The organism is Bacillus sp. FSL R5-0512, assembly GCF_038593295.1.
In the GTDB taxonomy this organism is placed as follows: domain Bacteria; phylum Bacillota; class Bacilli; order Bacillales; family Bacillaceae; genus Bacillus; species Bacillus safensis.
In genome coordinates, this window is the sequence record NZ_CP151982.1 from 3,581,045 (window position 1) to 3,594,176 (window position 13,132).

12 protein-coding genes are annotated in these 13,132 nt (G+C 40.2%); 5 read left to right on the forward strand and 7 right to left on the reverse strand.

Annotated elements, in window-relative coordinates; genetic code table 11:
* Nucleotides 1-382: 382 nt before the first annotated feature.
* The 3 genes from NSQ25_RS18395 to NSQ25_RS18405 form a co-directional block, all read right to left on the reverse strand.
* Complete coding sequence (locus NSQ25_RS18395) at nucleotides 383-700, reverse strand: hypothetical protein (RefSeq protein WP_041118379.1); 318 nt, start codon at nucleotides 698-700, stop codon at nucleotides 383-385.
* A gap of 21 nt (nucleotides 701-721) precedes the next feature.
* Nucleotides 722-2,314, reverse strand: coding sequence for a T7SS effector LXG polymorphic toxin (locus NSQ25_RS18400; protein WP_326136003.1), 1,593 nt, complete (start codon nucleotides 2,312-2,314; stop codon nucleotides 722-724).
* Between the two features lie 164 nt (nucleotides 2,315-2,478).
* Nucleotides 2,479-3,714, reverse strand: coding sequence for a TerD family protein (locus tag NSQ25_RS18405; protein WP_326135971.1), 1,236 nt, complete (start codon nucleotides 3,712-3,714; stop codon nucleotides 2,479-2,481).
* A gap of 160 nt (nucleotides 3,715-3,874) precedes the next feature.
* On the opposite strand from NSQ25_RS18405, the gene NSQ25_RS18410 reads away from it, so the two are divergent.
* Nucleotides 3,875-4,036, forward strand: a complete 162-nt coding sequence (locus NSQ25_RS18410; RefSeq protein WP_041118385.1) for a hypothetical protein — start codon at nucleotides 3,875-3,877, stop codon at nucleotides 4,034-4,036.
* A 51-nt stretch (nucleotides 4,037-4,087) separates the two neighbouring features.
* Here NSQ25_RS18410 and bglA read toward each other — a convergent pair whose 3' ends face one another.
* Nucleotides 4,088-5,527, reverse strand: a complete 1,440-nt coding sequence (gene bglA, locus NSQ25_RS18415; RefSeq protein WP_326136004.1) for a 6-phospho-beta-glucosidase BglA — start codon at nucleotides 5,525-5,527, stop codon at nucleotides 4,088-4,090.
* Nucleotides 5,528-5,536: 9 nt separating this feature from the next.
* Entirely contained in the window at nucleotides 5,537-7,435 is a 1,899-nt protein-coding gene (locus NSQ25_RS18420) for a beta-glucoside-specific PTS transporter subunit IIABC (protein ID WP_326135972.1), read from the reverse strand.
* A gap of 155 nt (nucleotides 7,436-7,590) precedes the next feature.
* Between NSQ25_RS18420 and NSQ25_RS18425 the strand changes: the two genes are divergently transcribed.
* Nucleotides 7,591-8,301, forward strand: coding sequence for a GntR family transcriptional regulator (locus NSQ25_RS18425; RefSeq protein ID WP_041118390.1), 711 nt, complete (start codon nucleotides 7,591-7,593; stop codon nucleotides 8,299-8,301).
* Nucleotides 8,302-8,343: 42 nt separating this feature from the next.
* Here the strand turns inward: NSQ25_RS18425 and NSQ25_RS18430 are convergent, their stop codons facing one another.
* Nucleotides 8,344-8,937 carry an Imm64 family immunity protein gene (locus tag NSQ25_RS18430; RefSeq protein WP_117603487.1) on the reverse strand — a complete coding sequence of 198 codons (594 nt, stop codon included), beginning with the start codon at nucleotides 8,935-8,937 and terminating at the stop codon, nucleotides 8,344-8,346.
* Between the two features lie 176 nt (nucleotides 8,938-9,113).
* On the opposite strand from NSQ25_RS18430, the gene NSQ25_RS18435 reads away from it, so the two are divergent.
* Nucleotides 9,114-10,010: a PhzF family phenazine biosynthesis protein gene (locus tag NSQ25_RS18435; RefSeq protein WP_217008641.1), complete on the forward strand. Its 897-nt coding sequence runs from the start codon at nucleotides 9,114-9,116 to the stop codon at nucleotides 10,008-10,010.
* Between the two features lie 39 nt (nucleotides 10,011-10,049).
* On the opposite strand, the gene NSQ25_RS18440 is transcribed toward NSQ25_RS18435, so the two are convergent.
* The gene (locus NSQ25_RS18440) at nucleotides 10,050-10,925 is read right to left on the reverse strand and encodes a LysR family transcriptional regulator (protein WP_268468582.1); all 876 of its coding nucleotides are present in this window, start codon (nucleotides 10,923-10,925) and stop codon (nucleotides 10,050-10,052) included.
* 227 nt (nucleotides 10,926-11,152) lie between these two features.
* On the opposite strand from NSQ25_RS18440, the gene NSQ25_RS18445 reads away from it, so the two are divergent.
* Nucleotides 11,153-12,799 carry a DUF2075 domain-containing protein gene (locus NSQ25_RS18445; RefSeq protein ID WP_041118396.1) on the forward strand — a complete coding sequence of 549 codons (1,647 nt, stop codon included), beginning with the start codon at nucleotides 11,153-11,155 and terminating at the stop codon, nucleotides 12,797-12,799.
* Nucleotides 12,792-13,097, forward strand: a complete 306-nt coding sequence (locus NSQ25_RS18450; RefSeq protein WP_217008639.1) for a nucleotide pyrophosphohydrolase — start codon at nucleotides 12,792-12,794, stop codon at nucleotides 13,095-13,097. The genes NSQ25_RS18445 and NSQ25_RS18450 overlap by 8 nt, the downstream gene beginning before the upstream one ends.
* Nucleotides 13,098-13,132: the final 35 nt, after the last annotated feature.

Genomic DNA, 13,132 nt, shown 5'->3' on the forward strand with positions numbered 1-13,132 from the left:
GTTGCTATTCAGGCTCAGAATGTCCCTCTCGTATAGCCACATTCCTCAACACTTTTGTTCTGTATCCAGATACACCATTGATAAGGGAGAGGCGCGTCTCCCAATAAAAAAAGGGGACACCAACCAAGGCACTTAGAGTGCTCAATACGTTCGTTTTGCTTGTCTCTATCATACGATGATCCACTCAGGAAAAAGATTCCCATTTTATCGGTTTTTTCTCGGTATGAAAGCCAATAAACACAAAAACCTTGAAAGGCATATAGCCAGTCAAGGTATGATAACAATAACATTATATTTAGAAGTATCAACTACTTCACCTACTGATTTATCTGAGAGAATATCATAATTGTTTTATATTTCTTTCTAATACAATAAGGCTATTTTAAAGTAACTCCACTCCAACTTGTTTATAAAATTTAACTTTTAGCCTCTCTTCTTCGCCCACGTTCATTACCATAGCATTGTCATCTTTTTTTATACTTGTTACATTATTAAAATCACCTGTAAATACTATAGAATCTTTAAATGTAATACTTAGACTACTCGTTTGCTTATATACATCTAAAGTTAAAATCACCTTGAAATTTTGGTCATCTTTGTAAGTATAAATTAATTCTCCATCATCTATATTGCCTGTTATACTCACCGGCTCACTTTGAAAAAGTTCTAATAGATCATATTCATCATACTTGATAAACATTCGTATTCATCCTTTTATTAATTATTTCGGTATAACTGTGATAACATCGCCTGCTTCATTTATAATCACTTTGACATCCCGTGTTTCATGAACAAACGTTCCGCTTCTATTACCAGGTATCTTTTTCGTATTCATTATAGCGTCTTCAATAACTGAAGGTGGAATATTTCTTGGATCAACATATTTTTTGATGAATTCACTAAATTCTTTTGTTTGTGGTTTAAATCCTAATTCTTCAGCTTTTTTGATTGCTCTACTTGTTAAAGTAGCTTTTACTTGAGGAATATCAGGTGCCATTCTTTCCAAAGCATGCTGAGAATACTTTCTTCCATTTATTTCTCCTCCGCCTTTTGACATATTCCAACCAATTTCACCCGTACCCTTAATCCCCATTTTACCATGAAACCCTTTCGCTCCAAATGGCAAAAGCATCCCAAGCGCCGCATTCATACTGGCTTCCTGCTGTCCTTTCGAGACCTTATTTCCAAACATATCTCGGCCTGTGATCGCTTCGCTGAAACCGTTGGTGGCGGTGAGACCATATAAGCCTTTTTGCGATGTTTTTAAGGCATCAAAAGACTTTTGTGATGTCTTGTAAATATCGACCGCCCTGACTGCGGCTGATGTGGCTTGGGTCGTTTTATAGACAGCTTTTCCGCCTTTGAAAATACGGCCTGCCCAGCCGACGATTGGGATGTAGCCTGCGGCTGCCATGCCGCCTGCCGCGACTCGCTGGCCTGCGGTGAGTTCCTCGCCCGTGATTGGATCAACGCCTGTTGCGGCACGTTTTGCATCGTTCACACCTGTCAGTTCATTGACGATATTTCCACCGTAATCGAGGGCTTTTTCATACCAAGGGCGGTTGGCGAGGGCTTCTTGTTCCTTTGCGATCTTGCGGGCTTCTTCTTGTTCTTTTTTGATTTTCAGATATTCAGCAGTTTGCTTCTCAATATCGCTTTTTGCCTTGTAAATTTCGCTATTTTGATACGCTTTCTTATCAAAATTCATAGGTGAAATCGCTTTTCCGTCATTTGTCGCATTGATCATTTCAGCGTACAATGCCATTGTAGCTTGCTGCTCCGTCTCTGACAAAGCATATTCATCTTTTAAATTTTGATCAAGCTCTCTCAGTTCTTTGACCGTCTTTTTTCGATCATCTTCCGCATCTTCTATTTTTTCATCAAAGGTTTGGCTATCAAATACCTCTAGAGAAATGAGGTCATCAATTTCTTGAAAAATGGTTTTGAGTGCCTTTTTTTGATCCTTTACAATGCTTTTGGCGTTTTTGATGCCCATATGTACTGCGTTGTCTAAAAAGTGTTCCTCTATAAAGGTATCGCCGCCAAATCTCGTATCATCCAGTGTCCCAGAAACACCTTCATGAAAGGCTTTTTGCTTATCAATGAAGCTGATAAACATGTCTACATTTCCAGCGAGCTCTTTATAGAAACTTTTAATATTATCGGCTCCTTTCCCAGTGAAATCATCACCGAGGTTGGCAACACCTTGTAATGCCTTTTTTAAATCTATCATTTGTTCGCGGAGTTCCTGATAGTGTTTTCCCCTTGTGTCCATGGCACTGGTTAGTGCTTTTGCATCAAGTATCTTGCCCAGAAGAAGTCACTCCCTCCATTATTGATCATAAAGTCTATTTTACCGTGACCTTCAAAACGGAAAAATAGGCTAAATGATTTAAAAAATGGAATAGACTCTCTATTTAAAGGTCAAATAAAATAAGCTAGACAATGCACTTTGCTTTGTCCAGCCATACATTCATTTTATTTATAATCATTGATCGGTCCTTTATCCATCAAAACATCAATTTCATTAGATGACTTCATTTTTAATTTAGGTCTGCGCTCGGAATTGGGTTTGCTGTAAAGCTCTAGCGGACGGATGATCACTCCATCATTTGTATTTTGAAGCATACCCGGCACACAAGAATAAATCCGATCATTATCATTCGCATGTTTGGCATGAATTGTCACAGACGTTCCTTGGTGATTATCAATACTCATAGATACCCGATATCTATAAAAGGAACCTGTTCCGTTTAATTGAGCAGAATAAACAACCGGAACGATAGCAAGGATATCGTCATTTAACCGTAATTTAATGATTTCTGTTTTCATAGATTCACGGTCTCTACCGACATCTCCTATATGCTCTACAGCTCCGTTACCGTAACTTTTGAGAGCTGGAACACCTTTTGCGCCAAACATGGCCACATCTATTTGTTTTCCTGCCTTCGTATAGACCAATGCATAAATATCATAATCCGTTCCAGACTCCCAGGATACTGTAGCTGTAATCTCAGGCGTTTTTTCAATGATGATCGGTTTATGACCTTTGTCTAGACTAATTTTACCTTGAACTTTCTCTAAGCTAATAGGTGCAGCCACTTTCTCTTTAGCGGCTGTCTTCATTGGAGCAGGCTCATCAATTTGTTTTTCAGAAGCCATTTGAGGAGGTGAAGAAACATCTTGTACAACAGGTTCAACCTCCACCCCATAAAGCTTGCATAGCCCTTCCAATCCAGAATTGAAGCCACGCCAGATGGATCGTGCTTTCGTTTCACTATTTCTGATATACAGCTCTACTACGACAATCCCTTTTTCATTTGTAAATTTTACTGGTGTTAGGTATAGCACCTCATCACCTGTTCGAATTTCTGCTTGCAGATTCTTCACTTGAGAAAAGCCAATTCCTTGATCCTCTGTTAGTGTAATCGCCATCTTTGTGATTCCAACAGGCACTTTACTCATATCAAAATTCAATTGATGCCTTTTCAACTGATCTGATATCTCTGCTGGTAAAAGTGTCGCGACACCCGTGGCACTCTCCGGCTGATTGTAAAAAATAATGCCATTATATCCTTGAACTAGATCTGAATCTGTTAAAAGAAACGCAGTTAAAGAAATATCAATTGCAGATGACACTTCATAACTGATGGATACTTGCCCCTTTGGAGAATTTAGTACGGTATTGGCACCCATTTGCAGAGTTTGATTCATTTCAACAACTCCTATTCCTCATCTACCATTTATCGTTTTTATAGATCAATTATACCAAATTGTGTAAAAGAACCTATGAATATCTTTATCTCTTTTCAATTTCTGCAATGATATGAGAAAATGCCAACTAAAACAAACTACTCTCGAAAGGAGAATCAATATGTATAAAAAAATCATTCCTGCTGTTATGGTGATATTCGGCTTTTGGATTCTTCTTCAAATATCCTTGAACATCAAGATCTTTCACAATCCAATGAACTATTTTGTCCCTATTACCCTCTTCTTCCTTTGTGTTCAGGCTCTATTAAAACATAAACGATGAAAAACCCGAACAAGCATATACCACGCTCATCCGGGCTTCTATTTTCCTATATTACACTTCTTCACCATTCGTTGCGATGACGTTTTGATACCAAGTAAACGAATCTTTTTTAAGGCGCTTCATTGAGCCGTTACCTTCGTTGTCGCGGTCAACGTAGATCATGCCGTAGCGTTTTTTCATTTCACCTGTTGTGAATGACACGATATCAATGATGCCCCAAGGTGTGTAGCCAATAAGGTCGACACCGTCGTATTCAATGGCTTTTTTCAGTGCTTCGATATGAGAAGCGAGATATTGAATTCTTTCTGGATCGTGAATAGTACCGTCTTCTTCCACTTGATCTATTGCACCAAATCCATTCTCTACGATGAATAACGGGATTTGATAGCGATCGTAAAAACGATTCAATGTATATCTTAAGCCTGTCGGGTCAATGGACCAGCCCCAGTCACTTGATTGGATATAAGGGTTATCTACACCATGCGGCAGGGCTCCGTTGACAATGTCTCCGTTGTGATCAGACACCGTATCACTTTTAACCGTTGTCGACATGTAGTAGCTAAAGCCTAGATAATCCACTTTCCCTTTTCTTAAGCTTTCTTCATCGCCTTCTTCAAATGGAATATGATACCCTTCGCGCTCGAATTCTTTTAATGCATAGCTCGGATAGTAGCCGCGAACCTGTACATCTGGGAAGAAATAGCGCTGTCTCATATACTCCTCTGCAAGCATGACATCCTCTGGATTTGAGGAATACGGATAGATTGGCACGTGAGAAACCATTGCTCCAATTTGGAAAGCAGGATTGATCTCTTTTCCTTTGGCTACTGCCCATGCACTTGCAAGTAATTCATGGTGTCCTGCTTGATACATGACTTCTTTGGCATTTTCGCCTTCTTTGACTGATACCCCTGAATTTGTCCAAAGGAATAGTGGGTTGTTGACATCCATTTTGTTATTGATTTCATTAAATGTCATCCAGTATGTGACCTTGTCCTTGTATCGATTGAAGCATACTTCTGCGAATTTCGCGAAATACTCAGCGACTTTTCGGCTGCGGAACCCGCCGTACTCTCTTGCTAAATGGAGCGGCATCTCAAAGTGAGACAGCGTAATCACAGGCTCGATGCCATGCTTGAGCAGTTCATCAAATACATCATCATAGAATTGTAAGCCTGCTTCATTCGGTTCCGCTTCATCTCCCTTAGGGAAAATCCGGCTCCAGCCGATCGATGTACGTAAGCATTTCAAACCCATTTCGGCAAACAACGCGATATCTTCCTTATAACGATGGTAGAAATCAATCGCTTCATGATTCGGATAAAATTTATCTTCTTCTATCGTTTCAGTTATTTGTCTCGGTACTCCATGAGCACCTGCTGTCATCACATCTACAACACTTGGGCCTTTTCCAGCTTCATTCCATCCACCTTCAAATTGATGTGCAGCTAATGCTCCGCCCCATAGAAATTCTTTTGGTAATGTCATTATTCATTCCTCCTATTTCACAATTGTGATCATGACGTCTGTTGACTGGCATGTCGATTGTTCTTCTACAATCACATCTTCGTACGCTTGTGTATTGGTGATGATGACGGGTGTGATTGTGTTTAATCCCTTGCTTTCAATGGCTTCTTGATCAAATGTCATCAACAAGTCACCCTTCTTCACCTTGCTGCCTTCTTTGATATGAAGAGTAAATGCTGAGCCATCTAGGGAAACCGTATCAATTCCTACATGAACAAGTAACTCCACACCAAATTCTGAACGCAGTCCAATTGCATGCTTTGTCGGCGCAAGCATGACGACACTGCCATCAAACGGTGCATACAGCTTATTGTCTGTCGGTTCAATCGCAAATCCTTTGCCCATTGCCCCAGAGCTAAATACGGCATCCGGCACTTCAGATAACGGGAGTACTTTCCCTGCAAGCGGTGCAGGAATGGTTTCTTCATTGTTCATCGAAGCATTCATTTTTTCTCCAACTTGATCTTTATCAGACGTTGCACCGGCTGTCTGTTCCACTGTATCTTCCCCATAACCAAACATTTGAATGAGCACAACTGGTAAGATCAGCGCAATTGCGACACCAATCAATATGCCGATGATCGATGTTGGAAAGTCTGAACTAATTCCGTTTACAATCGTCAGTGGACCAGGCAACCCTGCATACGCAAAGTAATAAGGCGTAAAGAAGCTGGCAGCAATGGCACCGACCGCTCCAGATATACATCCGAAAATAAATGGTTTCTTAAAACGAAGGGTGACCCCATAGATCGCAGGCTCGGTAATTCCAAAGAGACCCGTGATTCCCGCTGACACCCCGACTTTTCGTGTTTCGCGGTTTCTTGCTTTTAAAATAACCCCTAACACTGCGCCGACCTGAGCGATAACAGCGATGGTTTGATATGCCTGGAAGGAGTCACGTCCATATTGTTCAAAGTTGGCGAGCACCATTGGTGTGATGCCCCAGTGAACACCGAAAATGACAAGCACTTGCCAGAAACCTCCGATAATGGCGCCTGCTAAAGCTGGGACATGTTCTGCTAAGACATTGTATCCGTTTGCAATCCCATTTGCGCCTGCTGTCGAAAGTGGACCAATTAATAGAATGGTTAACGGAACCATGACGACCATACAGATAAATGGGACAAATAACGGTTTGACCACCTCGTGAATGCGTTTGTTTAAAAATCTCTCTACATATGAAAGGATCCATACCAAGAATAGCGGCGGCAAAACAGATGACGTATAAACCGTTTCAGATAGCGCTATGCCTAAAAAGGTAACACCTTCGCCTGATGCCACGCGTCCAGCAATCTCCGTCCAAGCCGGACTGACAAGCGCTGCTGTACACGCTACTGCGATATACATATTCGTTTTAAAATGCTTGGCAGCTGTAATGGCAATAAAGATAGGCAAGAACGTAAACGGCGCCCAAGAAATAAAGCTAAAGACTTCATACGTTCCCGTTTTCGAGAAGCTTGGAAATAATAAATTAATCAGGATAAGTGCACCTTGTAAAATACCAGCTGCCGCCAAAATATACACAAATGGTGCAAACACAGCAGACATGGTCGCGATGACACGATTCAGCACCGTTCCCTTGTTTTCATTTACCTGGTCATCTTCAGACGGCTGCAGCTGAACAAGGCTGGAAAAATGCTCATAGACCTCACCAACATGCTGACCGATGACGACCTGAAATTGACCGCCGTTTTCCACCACGGTAATGACGCCAGGCATCGCATTGACTGCTTCCTTTGCCTTTGGATTCGAACGTTTCAAAACCAAACGCAGCCGCGTGGCGCATCTTGCGGCACTCACCACATTTTCTTCTCCGCCAACTGCCTCTAAGATGTCTTCTGCAAGCTTTTGATAATCCCTCACTTTTGACACATAAACCCCCCCTTTATCACTGCTAGTATATGTACATTATAATTATACCGGTACAATATATCAATACATATATAATTTCAATTAGCATATCAAAGGAAATTTGGTATGTGCTATAATACAAGAACAATAAATCGTGAAAACAAAGAGGAATGGCCATGTTAAAGTATCAACAAATTGCGAGCGATATTGAAAAATATATTGTCACCCATGAGCTGCAGCAAGGGGATAAGCTTCCTGTACTCGAAACACTCATGAGCCAATTTGCTGTGAGCAAAAGTACCATTATCAAATCATTAGACTTACTCGAAAGAAAAGGAATTATCTATCAAGTGAGGGGCAGCGGCATCTTTGTTCGAAGACACCGCCGTAAGGGCTACATCAGCCTTTTATCCAACCAAGGGTTTAAAAAAGATTTAGAGGAATTTCAACTGACATCAGAAGTTTTAATGCTAGACACCATCAAGCCGTCCGAAGAAGCTGCACTTAATTTGAACATTGAACAAGATGAAGATGTCTTTTATCTAAAACGCATTCGTTACATCAATGGGCAAACGTTATGTTTAGAAGAATCCTATTACCGAAAAACCATCATTCCCTATCTCAACACAGAAATTGCTGCCGACTCTGTTTTTAAATTCATCAGTGAAGGTTTGGGGCTCAAAGTCGGTTTTTCCGATATGTACTTACAAGTAGGCAAATTGAATGAAACCGAAGCGACGCACCTCGGACTTAAGCAAGATGATCCCGCTCTCCGCGTCGAGACAGTCTTTCATCTCACCAATGGCCAGCCCTTCGATTTTTCGAAAATCACGTATAACTACATGCAATCCCAATTTTTTATTCAAGCGAATAATTATTATGGGTGATGGATGGAAAAAGCCTCCTGGTGTCAGGAGGCTTTCTTACTATTATCTTTTAACCTTTAAACATTCCATCCTTCTTTCTTGAGAAGATAGGCCATCAATCGCCACATCACCATAATAAATGTCTATGTGATTTCCTTTGCCAATTAGAGCAACTGGAAAAGCATGCTGTTCTAGCAGGCACTTTTCAAACTCATTTGGATGAATCTCGACTTCAATTTCATGTCCAATGAACGCATATTCAAACGTAAACGTATGATAAAGATCTACAAGACAGCGTATGATCTCTTGTTGAAGATGAATAACATCATGAGAAACAACCTCTGTCCAATTTAAACTGAGAACGAACCCTACGAAACCCGTTTCTTTTTGTATGTTGATTGTCATCCCTTTTCGATCTGAACTTATGCCTGACAATTCAAACTCTGTATAATAACCTGAAAAATCATCGTCTTTGATGATATTTTCTTTAACACTGTACTCAATCCATGTTTCTCCGTCAGGGTCCCGACTAAACTTTACTTTAGTGATAGACATGTCTTTTTGAACTAGATAATCAATCAATTGGCGAAAAGTATTTGGTATATGAATGTCCTCATAAAAAACGATTCCGATATTGATATATCCACCTGTAGTTATGTCACATCCCTCGCTTCATTTTTTCTTTCATTATACTTTACTTAAACTATTATTCTGCGAAAACTCCCTCTTTTACATGAACACTTCCGATTTAAACCATCAAAAAGATTCATTTTACGAATGCATCAAACAAACTTATGATAAACGTAACAAAAATGTGTAGGAGGGTTCGTCAGATGGGAGACATTAGAGTGTATCACGTCGATGCGTTTACAACTGAGAAATTTGGAGGAAATGCCGCTGGGGTGGTGTTGGATGGTGAGTTTTTAACAGAGGATGACATGCAGAGCATCGCCAAGGAGTTGAATTTACCGGAATCCGTCTTCTTGCTGCCTGCCCATGATAAGGAAGCCGATTATCGCGTCAAATACTTCACACCGACGGAAGAGGTCAATTTTTGCGGGCATGCGACTGTTGGATTGACTTGGCTTCTAGCTACGGAGCTAGGGCTGGCTAAAGAGAGATCAGGGATCGTGTTAGAAACAAAGATCGGCCATGTGCCTGTTGAATGGCACGAAGGAAAAGGCAAGGTCGTTGATGTGGAAATGACGCAGGTGACACCGAGGACGCGAGATTTTGTCATTGATTTAGAAGAGCTTAGTGACATGCTTGGTGTCAGCAGTGACCGCATTGATTCATCCTATCCTATCAAATTAGCAAACACCGGTAACTGGCATCTTCTTGTTCCGATGAAGCACCAACAGGACATTGATCAGGCGGCACCGAACTTAGCGGCTTTAGCTAGAATGAATAAAGAGCATGGCATCTCGACAACCCACCTTTATACGTTTCATCCCTCAAAAGAATGCGATCTTTATACGAGGGATTTTGCACCTGGGATTGGTATACCCGAAGATCCTGTGACGGGGGCAGCAAACGGGGCGTTGGCTGGATATCTTTTTTTGGAGGGTATCATTTCACAGCAAGAAATCACTCGCCTGAACATTGCCCAAGGGGATGCCATCGGCAGACCTGGTATGCTTCGTATCACAGTCATTCCAAATGAATCAAAGCCGGTGATCAAAGTGGCAGGCGCAGCTGTCATCACGATCCGCGGCATGTTAACTTTATAAAACATCAGCTTGAATGGGGACTTCCTGTTCAAGCTGATTCTATTTAAAATGATTTTTGACCGTTTCGATCCATCTTTTGGCCGATGGGGAAGCTGCTTTGAATGATTTGAGCGCCAGATTGACCTCACGAAAGACGCTCGTATCCAGTGGAATGACTTTCGTATGAGGTATGTGAGGCGGCAAAACCAATTTTGGAATGATCGTGACCCCAAGTCCTTCTTGAACCATAGAAATAAGCGTATTGTTGTCTTCAATTTCAAACAAAACATGAGGCTTCACGCCGCCTCTTTCTTTTAACAACTTCTTAACGAGTATGTCACAGCCCGCTTTCGGCATGATAAAGGCTTCATCGTGTAACGAGTCAACTTCAATCACTTTTTTCGTATGAAAGCGATGATTCTCTTGTATGAGCACCACCAATTCATCCAGAAAAAGTGGAACGGTCTCAAATTCCTTCGATGACTGCGTTAAAAAACCAACATCCACCGTGCCAGAAGTGATCCATTCCTCAATCTCCTCATAACCGCCTTCATATAACTCCAGCTTGATATGCGGATAGCTTTGCGTAAAACGATGAATAAGGCGTGGAAGGACATTTGAAGAAAAGCTAGGGAATGTCCCAATCTTGATGCTCCCCACTTCCATCCCTTGAATGAGCGCCGCCTCCTGCTCAAGCAATGCCGCATGATGCATGATTTGCCGGATATGCGGCATCACCCGCTCACCTGCGTCCGTCAACGAAAGCCCGTTTCGATTCCGCCGAAGCAGCACAATCCCGAGTTCCGACTCAAGCTTCGCAATATTATGACTCACCCCAGACTGCGTCAGCCCAAGCTTCTCCCCGGCTTTTGTAAAACTGCCGCATTCGACGACTGTTAGAAATACTTTGTATTGGAATGTGATCAGTGTGCTCACCTCGTATGTTCATATGATAAATCGAAAAATATACTGCTAGTTATAAAGTTCATTTGGGTTTAGTGACTTCCCGCCATTACCAGTAAATCAAAAACACCTATCTCTCTATGAAAAATAACTCAACATGTCTATTTTGTCGAGCGATTCAATATCCACCTATAATCACTGAGATATTTTGCTAAATTTATGATACGATAATAGTCAAAAAGACTACAGGGGCTAGCTATATGAGTGAACTTTTTATTGAAAAACGCGATTTTATTACAGATCGAATTCTTTCTTTACGAACAACCGTATTCCATAATCAACCTATTGTCTACATTCTTTATGATGAAAAGAAGAAACCATCTGCTTATATCGGTCAGTCAGTCCAAGCTAGCAGACGTTTGAAGGATCATTTGAAAGACCCAAAAAAGAACAAATTAACTAAAACAATTCTGATTGGACATGAACGATTTCATCAATCCGCCTCTTACAATATTGAGACAAATCTCATAAACTACTTTATTGCAGAAAATCGTTTCCAATTAAAAAATGTTAGCCAGACACGATCGAGGGAAATGCATCATTATTATCAAAAAAATTTTTACAATGAAACTGTTTTTAAAGATATATGGGAGCAACTTCAAAAAGAAAAGATCGTTACTAATTCAATTGAAACCTTAAAAAATAGAGATATTTATAAACTTTCTCCCTATAAAGAATTATCACCTCAACAAGTAGAAATTAAGCATGAAATCTTATCTTTTTGTAAAGAGCGTATCAAACAGTCAGGTCACCATGTGATTTCGATAGAAGGTGATGCAGGAACTGGGAAGAGTGTTTTACTGAGTTCTCTTTTTAATACGATTCAAGATTTATCAAATGATATGGACTCTGTCTTAAACAAAAAGAACAATTATTTACTTGTGAATCATGCGGAAATGCTTAAAACATATCAAAACATCGCAAAGAGTCTGCCAAATCTGAAAAAGAAACAAATTATGAGACCAACCTCGTTTATTAATCAGATGACAAAGTCAGGTGAAATGGCTGACATCGTGTTAATTGATGAAGCCCACCTTCTATTAACAAAAGATGATAAGTACAATAACTTCCATTACCAAAACCAACTAGAGGAAATTATTAAGCGAAGTAAAATAACCATTGTCATTTTTGATCCAAAGCAGGTACTCAAAATTAAAAGCTACTGGAATGAAAAATTACTCGAGGAAATTACAAATAGATATCAAGCCAGAACTGTGAAACTCACTGAACAGATGCGTATGTATGCTGATTCAGATACGTTAACATGGATCGATCAATTTGTCTCAAAACGATTATTACCTCTGCCTAAAAAACAGGATTCTTTCGAACTCAAAATTTTTGAGGAGCCGAACAAATTTAAAACTGCCATTCAACAGAAGGATGATGAAGTAGGCTTATCCCGCATTGTATCTACCTTTGACTTTTTACATAAAAAAGATAAAGCTACCTATATAGTAGATGAAGGTGGTATCAATATGCCGTGGAATTTCACAAGTGATAAATGGACATGGGCTGAACATGCAGATTCAGTTAGAGAAGTGGGCTCAATCTATACGGTTCAAGGATTTGATTTAAATTATGTCGGCGTCATACTTGGCCCTTCTATCAGCTATGATGAAGAAAAGGATGAACTTCTCATAGACACGTCAAATTATAAAGACACGGGTGCATTCACATCAAGAAGTGACATGTCTCCAGAGGAAATCAAACAGGCAAAAGAAAAGATTATACTAAACTCGATTAACGTTCTGATGAAGCGAGGCATTCACGGGCTTTATATTTATGCAACAGATGAAAAATTGAGAAGGAAATTACAAGAGATAAAAGAGGGAGGCAAATATGACTGAGATCAAAGAGGTAATACATTCAATTAACCAATTTAGAGATGATCGGAACTGGAGACAATATCATAACCCAAAAGACTTGGCCATCTCAATTTCGATAGAAGCCGCTGAACTGCTTGAAGACTTCCAATGGAAAAGTAATGAAGAAGCTCTTGAGGCGAACGAAGAAAACATCCGAGAGGAAATAGCCGATATCTTAATATATTCACTAATGCTTTGCTCAGACCTTCATCTAAATGTGAAAGAAATAATTGAAGAAAAATTAATAAAAAATGGAAAGAAGTACCCTATTGAAAAGTAACGAAACATGATTCATTCTACTTATTAATGAAGAAG